This is a genomic window from Williamsia sterculiae (genome assembly GCF_900156495.1).
GTDB lineage: Bacteria > Actinomycetota > Actinomycetes > Mycobacteriales > Mycobacteriaceae > Williamsia_B > Williamsia_B sterculiae.
In genome coordinates, this window is the sequence record NZ_FTNT01000001.1 from 100,874 (window position 1) to 120,098 (window position 19,225).

At 68.4% G+C, this 19,225-nt stretch carries 2 protein-coding genes and 1 pseudogene; all 3 read right to left on the bottom strand.

Features of this window, described 5'->3' with window-relative positions:
- Positions 1–4: 4 nt before the first annotated feature.
- The 3 genes and pseudogenes from BW971_RS22190 to BW971_RS00470 all read right to left on the bottom strand — a co-directional run bounded on the left by BW971_RS22190 (position 5) and on the right by BW971_RS00470 (position 19,223).
- Complete coding sequence (locus tag BW971_RS22190) at positions 5–6,343, bottom strand: amino acid adenylation domain-containing protein (protein ID WP_456119717.1); 6,339 nt, start codon at positions 6,341–6,343, stop codon at positions 5–7.
- An 18-nt stretch (positions 6,344–6,361) separates the two neighbouring features.
- A pseudogene (locus BW971_RS22305) lies at positions 6,362–9,499 on the bottom strand (amino acid adenylation domain-containing protein); the annotation flags it as partial.
- The gene (locus BW971_RS00470; RefSeq protein WP_159441806.1) at positions 9,492–19,223 is read right to left on the bottom strand and encodes a non-ribosomal peptide synthetase; all 9,732 of its coding nucleotides are present in this window, start codon (positions 19,221–19,223) and stop codon (positions 9,492–9,494) included. The pseudogene BW971_RS22305 and the gene BW971_RS00470, both read right to left, overlap by 8 nt.
- Between the last annotated feature and the right edge of the window lie 2 nt (positions 19,224–19,225).

A 19,225-nucleotide genomic window follows, 5' to 3' on the forward strand; every position in this document is an offset into this window, starting at 1 on the left:
TCGTTCACCGCCGATCCGTGCTGCCTCCCGGCTCCCGGGTGATGTGGTCGGCCACGGTGGTACCGATCGCATTCCAACCACGAGCCTCACCGAGGGCGAGATGGGGGAGATCCACCCGCTCGACCCGCAATTCGCCGTCCACGCGTTGGGACCACATGCGAACACGCTGCTGATCCAGCTCGGCGTCGAGGCCCTCGGTCGCGCAGATCAACAACGCGTCACCCCCGAACCGGGAACTCTGCTGTGATGCCGTCAACCTCAGGTGCCGGCGATGGGTGGAGATCAACCGGTCCTGCACCTCGGTGTCGAGAGTGGAGAGCAGCGAATCCGTCCGTACGTGGTCGGCGAAGGCCGCGCTGATCTCCGGATCCGGTTCGGGGGCGACGTCACCGACGATGAAAGAGTCCAGCAGGGTCAGCGACCGCACCTCCTCGCCGGCGGCCTGCAGTCGGGAACCCACCTCATGGGCGAGCTGGCCGCCGAACGACCAACCCAGCAGGTGGTACGGACCAGACGGAACAGCCTCCCGCAGCCGCCGGTACTGATCGTCGACCAACGCATCGAAGGTCTCGGATTCGGTCGTGCCGTCGGTCAGGTATGCGTCCTGCAAGGCGATCACCGATTCGTCACCGGTCAGGAAGCGCACCAATCCCATGTACGACCAGGCCAATCCGCCTGCCGGTTGGAAACACACCACCGTCGGCCCGGATCCCTCCCGCAGGGTCAGGACGGGCGCGAGCAGCGAGCCGCCATCGGACGACGACAGCGACGCCGCGGCCAACCCCGCCGGCGTCGGGTTCTGGTAGACGTCCCGGATCGACAGGGACCGTCCGACCACCGACCCGATTCGCCCGGCCAGTCGCGCGGCCAGCAGCGAGTGTCCGCCGATGACGAAGAAATCGTCGTCGCGGCCGACCTGATCGACCCCGAGCAGATCGGCGACGATGTCGGCGATGGCCTGTTCGAGTGCGGATTCCGGTTCGGTGTGGGCACCCTCGGCTCCGGCCCACCGCGGTTCGGGTAGGGCCCGGACGTCGAGTTTGCCGTTGACCGTCAACGGGAGCTCCGTCACGGCGGTCACCGCCGCCGGCACCATGTACGACGGCAACGTCTCGCGCAGGATCCTCCGCAGGCCGTCGAGGAAGTCGTCCGACGCCGTCTGCTCGTCGTCGGCGATGACGAAGGCCGCGAGCTCGGGGCTTCCCGACGGCCCGGTCATCGGTACGACGGCACACCGCGCGACGCCGGGCCGGGTGGTGAGCACGTTCGCGATCTCGGCGGGTTCGATGCGGTGACCGCGGATCTTGATCTGGTCGTCGGCACGACCGAGATAGTCCAGGGTGCCGTCGGGGCACCGGCGGACCAGATCCCCGGTGCGGTACATCCGCTCGCCCGGGTCGCCGAAGGGGCAGGCCACGAACCGTTCCGCGGTGCGGTCGGGCATCGCGACGTATCCGCGGGCCATCCCGGCGCCGGCGAGATACAACTCGCCGACACCGTCCGGGCCGACCGCCATCAGCGTGGAGTCGAGGACGTAGGCGCGCGTGTTCCAGATCGGCCGTCCCACACTCGGAGTGACGGTGTCGGCGACGTCGGCGCCGAGAGCGTTGATGGTGTACTCCGTCGGCCCGTAGAGGTTGTACCCGCCGACCCCGGGTGCGTCACGCAGGGCCGTCCACAGCTTCTCACCGACCGCCTCACCGCCCAGGGAGACGAAGATCAGACCGGTGTCGTCGGCATCGTTGCGTCCCCGACACCGAGGTCGGTTCAACAGACCCGAATCCACCAGGAGATCCCCGTAGGTGGGGGTCACGTCGAATGCGTCGATGCGCTGGGTGTCGAAGTACGACAACAACCCTGGTGGGTCGCGGCGCATGTCGGAGTCGATGACGTGCACCTCGTGGCCGGCCAACAACCAGAGCAACTGCTCCCAGGACGCGTCGAAGGAGAAGGAGGTGGTGTGCGCGATCTTGATCCGTCGACCACCCTGCTCGCGCAAGACGGGGGTGAAGATCGTCTCCGCGTGGTTGTAGTACATGTTCGTCAACCCGCGGTACGGCACGGCCACCCCTTTGGGTCGACCGGTCGATCCGGAGGTGAAGATGATGTAGGCGAGTTGATCCGGTGAGCTCGGTGTGGCTCGATCGATGTCGGTCACGTGATCGCCGGACACCGCGGAAAGCTGATCGTCGATCCGATCCAACAACAGGGTCCGCGGATCGTCACGCAGATGTGCGGGTAGTCGGTCGACCAGCGACGAGTCGGTGAGGATCACCGTCGGTTCGGCTGCGTCGACCATGTGGTCTATGCGCTCGGCGGGATGCTCGGCGTCGATGGGGACATATGCGCTGTGTGCGGCGAACACCGCGAACAGGGCGACCACCATCGCCTCGGATCTCGGCAGCAGCAGGGCCACCCGTTGTTCCGGGCCTGCGCCGTGGGCGAGTAACACCCGTCCGAGTCGGTTGGCCCGCTCGACGAGGTCGGCATACGTCAGCATCGTGGCACCCGAGCGGACGGCCGGGTGCTCCGCCGATCGGACGGCCTGCTCGTTCAGCAGGTCATAGACGGTTTCCTCGGGCACCTCGTGGCGGGTCCGGTTGACGGTGTCGAGCACCAGGTGACGATCTGCGGGGGACAGTGGATCGAGCCGGCTCACCGCGCCGTCGGGGTGTTCGGCAATGGCGGTCAGGATCCGGGTGTAGGTGTCCAACCAACGGGTCAGCCGGGTTTCGGAGATGACGTCGGCCTGGTACATCACCCGCAGCGACACCGCCGGATCGGCGGGATTCACCACCACCGTGATCGGGTAGTGGGTGGCGTCGTCGAGTCGTACGTCGTCGACGTAGATCTCCCGACCGGGCGGTCCGAAGGGTTTGTCCGGGGACAACACTGGCGTGTTCTGGAACACGAACAACGTGTCGAACAGGGCACGGTGACCGGAGAGCTGCAACAGCTCCGACAGCGTCACATACGGGTGGACCAGATGTAACAGTTTGCGCTGCTGAGCGTCCCGCAACGTCTGCGTCATCGACGCCGAGCGGTCGAGGACGAAGCGGGTGGGCACCGTGTTGAACAACAGGCCGATGGTGGTGTCGATCCCGTCGATCTCGGCGGGTCGACCGGACACCACTGACCCGAAACTCACATCGTCGGATCCGGTGATGTGCCGCAGGGTGAGCGACCAGGCCACCTCGAAGACCGTCGACAGGGTCACCCCGGTCTGCTCGGCCGTCCGGAACAGTTGTCGCGAGAGTTCCGGTTCGAGTCGGAACCGATGATCCCGTGACTCGCGGGCGGTGGTGGCACCGAGTGACTGTTCACGCGGCGCCACCAACGTCGGTTCCTCGATGCCGCCGAGATACTCGGACCATTCCACCTTGGCCTCGGCGACATCGCGACCTTGCAGCCAGGACAGATAGGTGCTGAAGGGCGTCACCGGGCGGGACCGCGCGGCAGCCGTGTCGGTGTACGAGTCCAGCACGCTCATCAGGAAGCGCCAGATCGACCACCCGTCGAGCAGGATGTGTTCCGCGGTGAAGACGAGATGATGCCGGTGCGGCCCTTCGGTGTGGACACCGAAGCGGAACAGCGGAGGGTCGTGCGGGTCGAACGGTTTGGCACGTTCGGCCGCGGTGAACGCATCCAGGTCGGTTCCGGTGGCGTACGTCCACGGTATGACGGTGCGCTCGGGGACCACCTGCACGGTGCGACCGCCGAGTTCGGTGAAAGCCACGGCGACATTGGGATAGGCGTCGGCGGCGGCGTCGGCGGCAACGGCCAGTCGATCCCGGTCCAGAGCGCCGCGGATCTCGACGGTGGTCTGTGAGAGATATACGTCCGAGTCGTCGGCGGCCTGCAGGTGGAACAGCAGTCCGGTCTGCAGCGGGGAGAGTGGCCAGACGCGTCGGGCCGGCCCGACCACGGACTCGAGCCGATTGATCTCGGCGTCGGACAACCGGGGCAGCAGATCGGCGGGGTCTTCCGGTCGTGCGAGTTCGGGCAGGAGCATGGCGAACTCGTCGATCCAGCGGTCGACGAGATGGGTGACCGCGTGGGGTGACGACGGTGCCGCCACCGTGACCACCAGTTCGAGCGCCTCAGCGTCGACGACCAGTGCGGCGTCGACAGGGGTCGACGTCGGCAGTCGGAACGCCGCACCACCATGACTGACGGTCAACGACGCCGTCGGGGCGGGGAACTCCTCGAAGATCCCCTCGGTGTGCGGGCTGACCAACCCGGCGATGTCGAATGTGGACGGATGCGGGATGTCACCGGAATCTCGTTGCGCCCTGGCATCGTCGAGTGAGGAGCCGGCCAGCTCGGGGGTGAGCAGGCGAGGATACCGCCGGCGCAGGTGACCGACGAGGCCCGGACGACGGTCGCGGTCGGGTTCGTCCACCTCGACCAGTTCGGCGAAATCGGACGCATCCGAGCGCAATGCACGGGCCAGCGCGATGAGGGCACCGGTGGTGGTGTCGGTCAGATCGAGCGACACCCGGGGCCGGTCGATACGTCGACGCAGGGTGATCGGGGCATGCTGGTCACCGGTCGTGCTGCCGACGGTGGGCAGGGCGCGGGGACGACTCTCCAGCGCCTCGGCCGCGGCATCTCCCTGATCGAGCCATATCTCACCCGATTCGACGATGTCGAGGTCGGCGGCCGTCGCAGCGGCGCCTCGCAGATAGTCGGTGAACCGGGCGTCGGAACTGTCGATTCCCATCAGCGACCACGACTCGGGATCGATGAGCAGGGGATGGACCTGTAGGTGCAGGCCGTCGTCGGCGAGCCGGGCGACGAACCCCCGGTTCTCGATGTCGACGGTCACCGGGGACAGCGGATCGTCGGCGATCACCTCGGCGATGTCCCGCACCCGGAGTCGTGGCTCCGCACCAGCGGTGTCGAGGACCATCCGCAGCGCATCGTTCCGACTCGCCATCCGATAGACGAGTTCGGCACTCCCGCCCGGGATGGTGTGCTGCAGCGTGGCTTCGGGGCCGATGTCCGCGTTGACGAGGCGTCGCTGGTCGGCGGCCAGGGGCAGCGGTCCATCGGTGGCCGCGGCGATCGGCACGGGACGCGACGCCCGTTCGTCGGGATGCCGTACACCGTGGGCGAGGGCGATGTGCACCGCGTCGAGCAGTCCCTGTGCGGTGATGTCGGTGAACAGCTCGGTGTCGTAGACGAGGGAGATCGCGTCGGTCCCTTCGTGGGTCCGTCCGATACCGAAGGTGAGGTCGAACTTGGCGGACACCCCACCGCCCCCGAACCGCGACCGGGCCAGGTCTCCGGCGAAGTCCGCGGTCAGCGGCCGGTCGTCGAACTGCGCGATCATCACCTGGAACAAGGGGTTGACACCCAACGGCCGGGGCGGCGCCAGCTGCTCGACCACGCGCTCGAAAGGAATTGTGCGGTGGTCGTAGGCCTCGACGTCGTCGCGTCGAACCCGTCGGACCACGTCGGTGAAGGTGTCATCGACGTCGACCCGGGTGGCCAGCACGACGGTGTTGACGAAGTAGCCGACGGTGCCGGCCAGTTGATGGTGAGTGCGACCGTCGACGGCGGTGCCGAGGGCCACGATGTCACCGGTGCCGCAGGCCTCCAGCGACAGCGCGACCGCCGCGTGCAACGCCATCAGCGGCGTCACCGACATGTCATCGGTCAGCTTCCGCAATCCCGCCACGATGTCCCCGGCCAGAGCGGCGGTGAGAAGTTCACCCTGTGCGGTCGAGACCTCGGGTCGGGGGAAGTCGTGGGGCAGGGGGGCGATGGGTGGCACGTCGGCGAGCCGGCGGGACCAGAAGTCGAGTTCGGTTGCCGCCCGCGACGTCGTGTCGTCCGGTCCGCCGAGCAGGTGGTGTTGCCAACGGGCGAACTGCACCTGATCGGCCGCCGGGTTCTCCGCGTGCTCGACGGTCGGTTCCTCGTCGTGCCGCCGGGTGTAGGCGGCGGCGAGGTCAGCGAGGATGATCGGCACCGACTCCTGGTCACAGGCGATGTGGTGCAGTGTGATCCGCAACCTCGGCGGCGTCGCGCCGTTGTCCAGGGCAATGCGGATGGGCAGGTCGGCAGTGAGATCGAACGGGGTGACGGTGACGTCATCGTGCACGTCGACGAGGTCGCCGATGTCGGTGGGGTCGAGGACCCGCTGTTCCCGCCTGCCGTCGCTGCGTGGGTAGACGGTGCGCAGCACAGGATGTCGGGTGGTCACGTCGAGCAGCGCCGCACGGAGTAGGTCGGCGTCGAGCGGGTCGTGCAGGTCGAGATCGGCGACCAGCAGGTAATCGGTGCTGGGACCGGACAACTCGTCGAGGAACAGCAGCTGCTGCTGACCCGCGGACACGGGTCCGGTGGTGTCGGACGGGAAGTCGCCGGGAGCGGTTTCCGCGCCGGCCGTGTTGCCGTCGAGCTCGACGGTGGACGCGACCGCGGCCACCGTACGCCCGTCGAACAGGGTGGCCAGCGAAACGCTGGTCCCGAATTCCGATTCGATGGCCGAGGCCAATCGAAAGGCCATCAACGAATGTCCACCGAGCGTGAAGAAGTCGTCGGTGACACCGACGTCATCGCGCCCGAGGACCCGGGCGAACACGGCACAGAGTCGTCGCTCGGAGTCCGTGCGAGGTGCGACCGTGTCTGCCGACGTTCCTCGCGACGTGGTGGTTGCGGGCTCGGGCAGGGCGCGGCGGTCGAGCTTTCCGTTCGCCGTCAGCGGGAACTGGTCCAGGACGGTGATGTGTGCCGGAACCATGTACTCGGGCAGCCGATCACGCAGCCACCCGCGCAGGTCGGGAGCCGCGTCGTCGGTGCGGCCGTCGAGTACCGCGTAGGCGGCGAGGGCGTCGTCACCGCCCCGGTTGATGACGATGACCGCCGCGTGACGGACGCTCGGATGAGCACTCAGCGCGGCTTCCACGTCCTCGAGTTCCAGCCGCATACCGCGGATCTTGACCTGATTGTCGGCGCGACCCAGGAAGTCGAGACTACCGTCGGGTCGCCAGCGGACGAGGTCACCGGTGCGGTACATGCGGCTGCCGTCGGCCGCGAACGGGTCGGCGACGAATCGTGCGGCGGTCAGTTCAGGCGCGGAGACATATCCGCGGCCGAGTAGCGAACCGGCGGCGTACAGTTCGCCACCGCAACCGATGGGTACCGGTCGGAGTCGCGAGTCCAGCACGTAGAGGGACGTGTTCGGATTGGGTCGACCGATCGAGGTCGCGATCCGATCGCTCGAGTCGCGGTAGACCACATGCGACACGCCGATGGTCGTCTCGGCCGGTCCGTACCCGTGGTAGAGCGTGGTGTCCAGCGCCCGCCGGAACCGCGCGAACAGGTTCGGCGTGAGCACCTCCCCACCACACCAGACGTGCCGCAACCCGGCCATCCGCCCGCCGTCATCGAGTTGCAGCAACGCGTCGAGCATCGAGGAGACCAGGTAGACGAACGTGATCCCCTCCCGCTCGATGAGGTCGAGCAGATAGCGGGGATCGCGGTCGCCACCGGGCTCGGCGACGACCAACCGCCCGCCGGTGACGAGGGGCAGCAGGATCTCGTTGACCGAGATGTCGAAGGCCAGTGGTGCTTTGAACAACGATGCGTCGTCGGAGCCGAATCGTAGAATGTCGTCTACCTGCCACTGCAACCGTTCGGCGATGGCGGCATGCCGGATCATCGCCCCCTTGGGTCGACCGGTCGACCCGGAGGTGAACATCACGTACGAGAGCTGATCGGGTCGGATCACCGGCCGCCGACCGTCGGTGCCCGCCCCGGCGTAGGCCCAGTCGTCGAGGTCGATCGGCCAGTCGGGGGAGCCCAGGACGTGACGGGCCCGCGCGTCGGTGAGCACCTTGCTGCGACGGTCGGCCGGCCACCCGGGGTCCACCGGGACGAAGGCGCCACCGGCCCGTAGAACCGCGAGAAGGGCGACAACCATCTCCGCGGATCGCGGCATGCCGAGAGCGACGACGTCCTCGGCATGTAGTCCGGCGTCGAGCAGTGCACCGGCCAACTCGTCCACTCGCCGCTCGAGGTCGGCGTAACAGATCCTCCGAGACCCGTCGACGATCGCGACCGCCGCGGGATCGATGGCCGCGGCGACGGTGAACCGATCGATGACCGGTGTGCGGTCGACGTCGGTGTCGGTGTCGTTGAAGTGCTCCAGGATTCGTTCCCGCGCGGAGGTGGACAGCAGGTCCACCTCACCGATCGGGGCATCGGGTTCGGTGAGCAGGCCGCGCAGAAACGCGGCCAGCGTGTCACCGTGGCTGTCGATCTCCTCGGTCATGGCGGCGTCACCGCGCGTGGTGAGCACCGTCGGCGGATCCGTGCCGATCGCCGAGACCACCACCTCCAGGTCCCGGAACGGTCCGACATCGAGGGGTCGGGCCCGCCACGCGGGTGCCCGCGAGGACTCCCCTTCGGCCAGGATGATGTTGACGCCGGGCCCGAAGAAGCCCCGACTGCCACCCTCGACAGCCTGCAAATCGCGGAGCATGTCCTCACCCCGGTAACGACGGTGCGACCGTGCCTCGTCCAGATGATCGCGGATGCGGCCTGCCAGGGTGGCCACGGTGTCGGCGGCGTCGACACCCACTGTGAGGGGGTGGTTCGTGGACACCATCCCCGGGGTGGCCCGGAGCGTCGGGGTCGCTCGAGCCGCAGTCGGCACCGTGAGCGTGACCACCGGCTCACCGGTCCACCGGTGCACGTAAGCGGCGTACCCGGCCAACAGCAGATGCGCGGGACGGACACCGAGTCGGCCCGCCAGATCGGCGATCGAGCGGGTGGTGTCGACACCGAGGTCGACGTCGTGGCGATGAGCGCGACCGGAGGGGACCGGCGGGGTGGGCAGCAGGGTCAGCGGCGGGCCGAGCTCGCGCATCCGGTCCGCCCAGAAGCGGCGGTCCGCGTCGAGGTCCGCCGACCCGCGATATGTGTCGTCGTCGGCGACGACCGAGGCGAAGTCCCACCGGGGGGTCTGCCCACCCCGATACACGGCGAGGACCGCCTCGGCCAGCAGGATCGCTCCGGCAGCGTCCATGATCGTGTGATGCGCACGCAGATACCACCGATATCCGTCCGGCAACCACAGCAGCGCACTGCGTAGCAGGGGGTCGGCGCCGACATCGATGGGGGTCCGCAGATCTGCGGTCATCAGCGTCTCGGCTGCTCCGTCCGGATCGGCGTCGGCGCGTAGGTCGATGTTGTCGGTGACCGGTGTGATCCCGCTCGACACCACGAACGGGTGGCCGTCGGCGTCCACCTCGAATCGCCCCCGCGCGGGCTCGAACTCGGTGATGACCGCGGTGATGGCCTGGTGCAACACGATCGGGTCGGTATCGAGATCGAAGTCCACCACGTAACCGGTGACCAACAGGCCGGTGTCCGGCGAGGCGTGCTCCGCGAGGAGCATGTCGGTCTGTGCGGCGTTGAGCCGCAGAAGATCCGGTCGAACATGATCCGACCCGGGGTCCGACGTGCCGATCGACTGGTCAGGCATGCTGTTCGGCTCCTTCTGAGGTGGGCATGTGATGCAGCGCGACCGACGACCGGTCCGCGCCGCGGATCAGGGCGAGGGCCGCCCGGGCCAGATCGTCGGCGGCGTGTTGGTCACCGATGTGGCTGTGCACCGCGACCTCGATCACGCGGTCGCCGCCGTCGGTGGTCGTGAGGTCGATCGAGTACCCACGACCGGCGGCCCAGTCCAGGGGTTCGGCGGCGGGGATGGGTGGCGGCACCAGCCGTGCCCGCCAGAGCGTGCGTCGTCGGGTGTCGACGGCCAGTCGGAGACCCTCATGCTGTTCGCGCAGAGCGGTTTCCACCGACTCGAGATCCACGGTGTCCGCCACTCCGTCGGCCGCCACCTGGGCGCGGAAGGTCTGCTCGGGCGTACGGCTTTTCCGTGCCGCCTGCACCGGCGGGGGAACCGCCACGGGGGTGTCCGTGGAATCGGTTGCGTCCGTCCGACGGCGAGGTGTCGGCGCGAACCGTTCGGCAAGGGCGGCGGGCGTACGTTGTTCGAAGACGTCGCGGATGCCGAAGGAGAAGCCGGCCGATGCGGATTTTGCCGCCCAGAGCACCGCACTGATGCTGTCCCCGCCGTGGCGGAAGAAGTCATCGGTGGGTCCCATGGTCAGACCGAGCTCGCGGTCGAGCACCTCCAGCAGGCGACGTTCGGCCTCGGTGGCCGGCCGCGACTCCGACGGCTGTACAGGGGCGGGCTGGGGCAGGGCCCGACGGTCCAGCTTTCCGTTGGGACTGAGGGGCAGTGACGTGAGCGGTACCACCACCGACGGCAGCATGTGTTCGGGCAGCCGGCCACCGATCGAGGCCAGCACCTCGTCCGATGCGGCCGAGCCGACCGTGTAGGCGATGATGCGTCCGTCCCGGACCACGGCGACAGCCTGGTCCACCGCCGGACACGCCGCGACGATGGAGGCCGAGATCTCACCGAGCTCGATCCGTTGGCCTCGGATCTTCACCTGATCGTCACTGCGACCGAGGTATTCGACCTCACCGCGGCGGTTCCACCGGGCGACGTCACCGGTGCGGTACATCCGACCACCGGAGGTGGAGCGCGGATCCGCGACGAACCGCGCGGCGGTGAGCCCGGGACGCCGATGGTATCCGCGGGCCAGTTGGGTGCCGGTCAGGTACAGCTCGCCGGCCACCCCCACCGGGACGTCGCGCAGCTCACGATCCAGGACCCGCAATCCGGTGTTGTCCACCGGCCCACCGATGGGGACGATGGCGCCCGGATCGGTGCCGACGGTATGGCGGGTCACGTCGATGGCCGCCTCGGTGGGTCCGTACAGGTTGTCCAGCCGTACCCCGGGCAAGGCCCGCCGGGTCGCGCGCGCCACGTCGGCGGGTAATGCCTCACCACTGCAGATGATCCGACGCAGCGACCCGCACTCGGACAGGTCGGTGGCCGCGAGCAGAGCCTCGAGCATCGGCGGGACGAAATGGATCGTCGTCACCCGGTTCTCTCGAATGGTGCGGTGCAGGTAACCGGGGTCACGCTGGCCCCCGGGTTCGGCCATCACGGTGCACGCGCCGACGGTCGCGGCGAGGAAGAACTCCCAGACCGACACGTCGAATCCGGCCGGTGTCTTCTGCAACACGACGTCGTCGGCGTCGAGTGTGTACTCCCGCTGCATCCATCGCAGATGACTGACCAGGGCCCGATGGGTGTTGCCGACGCCCTTGGGTCGACCGGTGGAACCCGAGGTGTAGATGACATAGGCCAGGTCGTCGGGACTCGGTGCAATCGTCGCCACCGGGCTGTGGGTGGTGCTCACGGCATCGATGACGGGGACATCCGCGGGCAGGAAACCGACCATGTCGCGTTGCGCGACGACCGCGACGGGCCGCGCGTCGTCGGCGGTGAAACGCAGGCGCTCGGCCGGGTAATCCGGGTCGAGCGGGAGATACGCTGCGCCGGAACGTACCACCCCCATCAGGGCGACCAGTAGATCCACCGAACGCGATAGACACACCCCGACGACCCGGTCCGGCACGGCGCCCAACCCGCACAACCGGCCGGCCAGTGCCGTACTGCGCGCGGCGAGTTCGGCGAAGGTCAGCGAGGACTCCCCGTCGCGGACCGCACACGCGTCCGGGGTGGCCCGCACCTGCGCGTCCAGCAGATCGACGAGGGTCGCGGAGTCGGTGGGTACCGCGGTGTCGTTCCACTCCCGCAATCGGTCGGTCTCGTCGGCGTCGAGCGTGTCGAGTTCGGCCAATGACGTCGTGGGAGCGCCGCCCACCTGACCGGCGATCCGCACCAGTCGATCGACCAAGCCCGCGACGGTGTCCCGGTCGAACACGTCGGCACCGTATTCGACGGAGATCCCGATGGTCCCGGTGTCGGGGTTCTCGGTGAACTCGACCAGTAGATCGAATTTCGCTGTGGCGGTGGTGATGGTCTCCGGCACGATGCGACTGTCGCCGAACACCGAGGTCGCGGTGTCGTCGGCGGCGTTCTGATGGACGACCATCACGTCGAAGAGAGGGCTGGCGCCGGGGGCTCGGTCGGCTGCGGTGGCGGCGACGATCCGGTCGAACGGTACGTGTGCGAGGTCGAATGCCCCGATCGTCGCCGATCGCATCCGCGACAGCAGGGTGTCGAAGGTCGGGTGGCCGTCCAGACCGACCCGTAGGACGAGTGAGTTGAGGAAGTATCCGATGGCGGAATCGGACCCGGGGCGGTCGCGGAGGGACACCGGCGCGCCGAGGGCCAGGTCGTCGCCGGCGCCGACCGCGTGGACCGCGGCGGCGGCCAGTGTCGCGGTGGTCATGGCCATGGTCGCCTCGGCTCCGGCTGCGACCCTGCGTAGTGCGGCGGTCGCCGACCGGTCGAGCACGCCATCGATCACCCCACCGGGGCGCGGAGCGGCGAATCCGTCCGGGCGGGAACGGTCGACGGGTAGGTCAGTGGATTCAGGGAGTCCGGCCACGGCACGGCATGCGGCCTCGATGGCGGCGGGGTCCTCGTCGTCGATGGGTGCGACCTCGGCGAACTGCGGCGCCGGTGCGGGCCAGGTCGGGGTATCACCTGAGCTGCGGGCCGCGAAGGCGGTGCGCAGGTCGGCCTCGAAGATGGATCGCGACCACTCGTCGAAGGCGATGTGATGGATCACCACGACGACATGGGTGTCGGTGACGAACCCTCGGACGGGCAGGTCGCGGTCGAGGCGGAACGGGATCCGGACCAGGTGTTCGGCGGTCTCGGCGCTGGTCTCGACGATCTGTTCCGGGGTGTCGATCACCCGTGTGGTCGGTCTGCCCTCGACCGCCGGGTAGATCGTGCGCAGGATCTCATGTCGTTCGACCACGTCGCGCAACGCCCGGTCGAGGACATCGGTGACGTCGTCGCTGTCGGTGCCCAGGGAGTGACGCCATACGAGCGGGATGTTGTAGGTCGGATCGGGCCCGCGGGTCACGGAGTCCGCCCACATCCGTAACTGCCCCGAGCTGAGCTGCCCGCGAGTCGACGGTTGCTCATCCGTGTGCACCGGGGTGGCACCCTCGTCAGCGGTGACGGCATCGATGTGACGGGCGGCCGCGGCGATGGTCGGATCGGTGATGAAGTGGCCAAGCGGGATCCGAACGTCGAACTGCTGCCGCAACCGGGTCAGGATGCGGATCGCGGTCAGCGAGTGCGCACCCATCTCGATGATGCTGCGATCGCGGCCGACAGTCGCGGCGCCCAGGACGTCACGGAAGATCTCTGCGATCACCGTCTCGGTGCCCTCGCGAGCCGGTTCGTCGTCGTCGGTGACGGTGGGCGCCGGTAACGACCGGCGGTCGAGTTTGCCGTTGGCCGTGGTCGGTAGTGCAGTCAGATGGATCAGGTGGGTGGGGACCATGTGTCGGGGCAGCGTCACCGCGAGGTGGTCACGAAGGGTGTCGGTCCAGTCCGGATGTCCGTTGGGTGGTGTGCCCACCACGTAACCGATGAGGACCCCGTCGCGTGCGATCACCGCGGCGGTGTCGACGCCGTCGAGTCCGATGAGCGCCTCGGTGATCTCGCCCAATTCGACCCGCTGGCCGTTGATCTTGACCTGGTCGTCATCGCGGCCGAGGTACACCAGGTCGCCTCGACTGTCCCAACATGCGCGATCACCGGTGCGGTAGAGCCGGGCGCCGCCGTCGGACAGCGGGTCGGCGACGAAACGGGTGGCGGTGAGTGCAGGTGACCCCGGATATCCCCGGGCCAGCTGAATGCCCCCCAGGTAGAGGTCACCGGGGGCGCCGATCGGTACGGGCCGCAGCGCGTGATCGAGGACATGAGCGGTGGTGTTGTCGATCGGCGCACCGATCGGTACCGGTGAGGTGGTCTGTTCGGTCACCCGATAGGCGGTGACGTCCACCGCGGCCTCGGTCGGTCCGTAGAGGTTGACCAACTCGGCCGCCGGGAAGCCGGTGAGCGTGCGCATCGCCGTGCCCGCGCCCAGTGCCTCACCGCTGCATGCGATCAGCCGCAGAGTGGGATGGTCGGTGGTGTGGGCCACCGCGGTCAGGTAGGCGTCGAGCATGGACGGAACGAAGTGGACGATGGTCGCGCCCTCGGTGTCGATGAGGTCGCGGATGCGATCGGGATCGGTGTGGGCTTCCGGTTCGGCGACCACCAGACACGCACCGGTCAGCAAGGGCAGGAAGAATTCCCACACCGACACGTCGAATCCGGCGGGGGTCTTCTGCACGATGCGGTCATCGGGCGCCACCCGGTATCGGTCCCGCATCCACAGCAGTCGGTTGGCCGCCGAGCGGTGGGATACGACGGTTCCCTTGGGTCGCCCCGTGGAACCCGAGGTATAGATCACGTACGCGGCGTTGTCGCCGGTGGCCGTCGCACGTTCCACTGGATCGTGTACTCCGGCCGGACGGTGGTCACGGGAGCCGGCCGGGACCGTCGGGTCGATGATCGTGACATCATCGAACGGTGTCCGCCCGGTGGCCAGCACCACCTGTGGGCGGGCGTCGTCGACGACGTAGCGCAACCGGTCGTCGGGTGACGACGCGTCCAGTGGAAGGTAGGCGGCACCTGCCCGGTGGATCGCGACCAACGAGACGATCAGCTCGTAGGAGCGTGGAACGTACACCCCCACGACGGATTCGACACCGACGCCATGCCGGGTGAGCGCGTCGGCGAGGGTGTCGGCGTCGGCGTCGAGACGTCCGGCGGAATACCCCACGCCATCCACTCGCACGGCGGTGGTCGACGGATCGATGCGCAGGCCCGCGGTGACCAGGTCGGTCAACGTCACCTCCGGTTCGGGCCGGTGTGGACCACGGGCGAAGTCGTCGACGGTGTCCCGTTCGCCCGGGCCGGTGAGCGACCACCGGCTCTCGCGCGCTTCGGGGTCACCGGACAGCGTGTGCAGCGCGGCCACGAAGCAGTCGACGTAGCGGTGGGCCATGTCGGCGTCCAGTACACCGGTCGCGTATTCGACGGTTCCCCGGATGGATTCACCGGAGTCGATCAGAGTGAACGTGAGTGGGAATTTCGCCGTCCCGGTGGTCGCTTCGGCGCGGGCACCGACGCCGGCACCGAGTCGCAGATCGCCGTCACCCACGCCGTGCGGCAGATAGATGGCCATCACCTGTGGTAGCTGCGCGGCCGTGAGGCCGACCACATCCAGCACGTCCTCATACGCGAGGTCTCGGTGGTCGTAGGCATCGAGGTCCGCCGACCCGATACGTGAGAGCAATTCCGACACGGTCGGATCGCCGCCGAGAGTGGTGCGCAGCATCAGCGTGTTCAGCAGGCACCCCATCACCGCGTCGAGATCGGCGTGGGTGCGCAACGAGACCGGGGCGGCGACGACGATGTCGTCGGCACCCGTCATCGCGGACACCGCCAGTGCGGTCGCGGCGTGCGTGAGCATGAACATGCTGGTGCTGGTACCGCGGACGGTGCGGTACAGGGCATGTGCCAGATCGTCCGGAACCGTGACGTCGATGGTCGCTCCGGCGGTGCCGATCCGACTCGGATCACCGATGGGGGCCGCGGGTGCCTCGGCGAGGGCCCCGCGCCAGTACGCCGCGCTCCGCGCGGCGGGTGATCCGTCGTCGTCGATTCGTCCGAGACGTGCTCTGCTCCGGCGGGTGTGGGCCGCATAGGAGATGCGCAGCGGTTCCCGAGGCGCGGGCTGCCCGTGCTGGCGTGCCGCGTACGCCTCCGCCAGTTCAGCGCGGAACACACCTTCGGAGTGGTCGTCCACCGCGACATGAGCGAAGGCGATGGTCAGAGTCCCCTTATCGGCACACCACCAGGCGTGGACGGGGATGTCGGTGCGCAGGTCGAAGACGATCGACTCGGGTGCCGGTGGTGCAGTGCAGACGGTGAGCAGAGCGGGTACGTCGTCGCTGGGTACCACCATCGGGTGGTGGAGGTCGGGGTAGACGGTGCGCAGGATGTCCTGGCGGGCGCAGATGTCGTGCAATGCCAGTTCGAGGGTCCGTGGATCAGGTCCGTGCTCAGGGCCGAAGTGCCAGACCAGCGGGACGGTGTAGGTGGGCGACTCCGGTGCGAGTCGATGCAGCAGCAGCATTCTCCGCTGGGCATCGGAGGGCTCGGGGTCGCCGTCGAGCGGGTCGGGGTCGACCGGGGTGACCGGACCCGCCGGATCCTCGGCCACCATGAGCTCGGTCGACAGGACACCGTGCCGCTCCGACCATGCGGCCAGCTCCGTGGGCGTGCGGTGGGTGAACACCACTCCGACCGGCACCCGACGGCCGAACCGGCGGGAGAGGCTCTCGGCCAGACGGATACCCAGGATCGAGTCACCACCGTGGTCGAAGAAGTCGTCCTCGGCGCCCACCCGCTCGGCCCCGAGGATGTCTGCCATCACCGCGCACACCGCATTCTCGTGCGGAGTCGACGGGTCACGGTGCGTACCGAGGTTCAGCGCATCGGGTTCGGGGAGCGCGCGCCGATCCAGCTTCCCGTTCGCGGTCAGCGGGAACGTGTCCACGATGCCGACACCGGCGGGCACCATGTAATCGGGTAGGCGGTCGTGGGCCCAGCCACGCAGATCGGCGGCATCGAGCCGGGCACCGGCTGTGGGGATGACGTAGGCGGCCAGGTGGTCGACCCCTGCCGTGTTACGCCGCACCGTGACCGCGCAGTGCCGCACTGCCGGGTGGTCGGCGATCACCGCCTCGACCTCGTCCAGCTCCAGGCGCATACCGCGGATCTTGACCTGGTTGTCGGTTCGTCCACCGAATTCCAGTGTGCCGTCAGCGGTCCACGCTGCCCGGTCACCGGTGCGGTAGAGCCGTGTCCCGGGTGCGCCGAAGGGGTTGGCGATGAAGCGTGACGCGGTCAACCCCGGTGCGCCGACGTATCCACGTCCCAGCAGGTACCCGGCCGCGTAGAGTTCGCCGCGCACACCGACCGGCAGCGGCCGCAGGTTGTCATCGAGGACGTACAGCTCGGTGTTCGGATTGGGGCGACCGATCGACGTGGCGATCCGCTCAGCGGTGTCCCGGTAGATGACATGGGAAACACCGATGGTCGCCTCCGCCGGGCCGTACCCGTGGTACAGCGTGGTGGACAACTGGCGTCGGAACCGGTCGAACAGGGACGGGGTGAGGACTTCTCCACCGCACCACACGTGGCGCAGACCACCGAGGTGGCCGCTGCCGTCGTCGATGTCGAGCAACACATCCAGCATCGATGACACCAGATAGACGAACGTGACCTGCTGCTGCTCGATGAGATCGAGCAATCGGTGTGGATCTCGTTCCTCTCCGGGCGCGGCGATGACCACTCGCCCGCCGCTGAGCAGCGGTAGCAGGAACTCGTTGACCGAGATGTCGAAGGACAACGGAGCCTTGAACAGTGCCGCGTCGGTGGTGCCGAAGTCCAGGACGGTGTCGATCTGCCAGGCGATTCGGGCGCAGATCGCCTCATGCCGGATCATCGCGCCCTTGGGCTTGCCGGTGGAGCCCGAGGTGAACATGACGTAGGCCAGCGAATCGCCACGGATCGACACCGCGGACAGCTCGGCGGTCCCGTCGTCATGATCCCAGTCGTCGAGGTCGGCGACCAGGGTGTCCACGCCGTCGAGTTCCAGGGTGTCGACATCACCGACGGAGCCCACCAGTTGGTGGGTCATCGCCGAGGTCTGCGCGACGTCTCGGCGCCGAGACGTCGGCCATGCCGGATCCAGGGGTACGAACGCGCCTCCGGCGGTCATCACCGCGAGCGCGGCGACGACGGCCTCCATCGATCGCCCGATGCCGATGCCGACGGTCCGCTCGGGGCGCAACCCCCGAGTCAGCAAGGCGACGGCCAGTTGTCGTACGCGGACGTCGAGTTCGGTGTAGGTCAGCGAACGCACCCCGTCGACGAGGGCCACCGCATCCGGGTTGTCGGCCACGGCCTCGGCGAACATCTCCGGGACGGTCCGTTCGACCGTCGGTTCGGCGGAGTCGTTGAAGTCGCGCACGATGCGGTCGTACTCGGTGTCACCGAGGATGTCGGGGGTATGTGCGCGGGTGGACGGGCCCACCTGCGCGAGGAACCGGCGCAACCGGTCGCGATGGAGCTCGGCGGTGCCGGCGGGGCCGCGGACGTCGACAAGCGTGCCGAGACCGGGTTCGTGTTCGACCGCCACGTCGACGTCGTGGACGGGACCGAGCCGCACCCCGCGCAGTCGGACCTGCTGTCCGCCGAACAGGATCGGGGTGGGCCAGAACATCAGGTTCGCACTCACCCCGGGCATCGGGCGGTGCACCGCCCGCCCGTGCTCACGCAGCAGATCGAGGGCGGGATCGAGTGCGGTGCGCACGTCGGTGAGTCGATCCGTGGGTGCGACGCCCACCGCCAGCGGATGTGACCGCGACATCATGCCGAGTTCGCGACGCGGAACCGTCCCGGTCCGGTTGTGCACGGCCATCGACAGGCTGGGTGTGGCGTATGCACCGGCGCGATGGACGTACACGGCCAGCGCCGCCGCCAGCGTCCTCGGGTGTTCGGTGAGTACGCCGGTCGGATCATCGAGCGCGAAACCGGCGCAGATGATGTCGGAACCGTCGGTATCGGCCCCGCGGTGCCGCTCGGCGCTCTCCCGCGTTCGGTCGGCAAGCCGCGACATCTCGTCGATGCGGTCGTAGACCACGTCCATCATCTCGCGGTCGCGCACGGCTTGCGCCGAGGACTGGTACTCGACGTCGTCGTCGACCAGTGCGCGCAGCGACCAGGTCGGCACCGGACCGCCGTCGTACACGGTGGCCACCGCCCGGGTCAGCGCGCGCACCGCATACGCGTCGGTGACGATGTGGTGATAGCCCTGATACCAGCGCACCCGGCCGTCACCGAACTCGAAGATCCGCTGGGTGAACAGGATGCCGTCGAGGGATCGGACGACGTCGAGATCCGCCTCGATCTCCCGGCGTGCGGTGTCGTCGTCGCAACGGACGCGGCTCACCACCTGCTCGGGAGGATCGACCATCCGCTGGTACACCTCGCCACCGTCCGACTCGATGACGACGTGCAGTGTCTCGGCGGCCCGGACGACGGTGTCGATCGCCGCACAGAGCCGATCGACGTCGGCCGCGGAGACATCGAGGAAGTCGACCGTCCACCCGATGGAGAATGCCGGATCGTCCGGGTTGATGCGGGTGGCAGCCCAGACCTCTCGTTGTGCGGAGGTGAGTGCGAGTGTCCCGGGCCGTCCGGTTGCCTGATGATGCACGGCTCGGCTTTCCACAG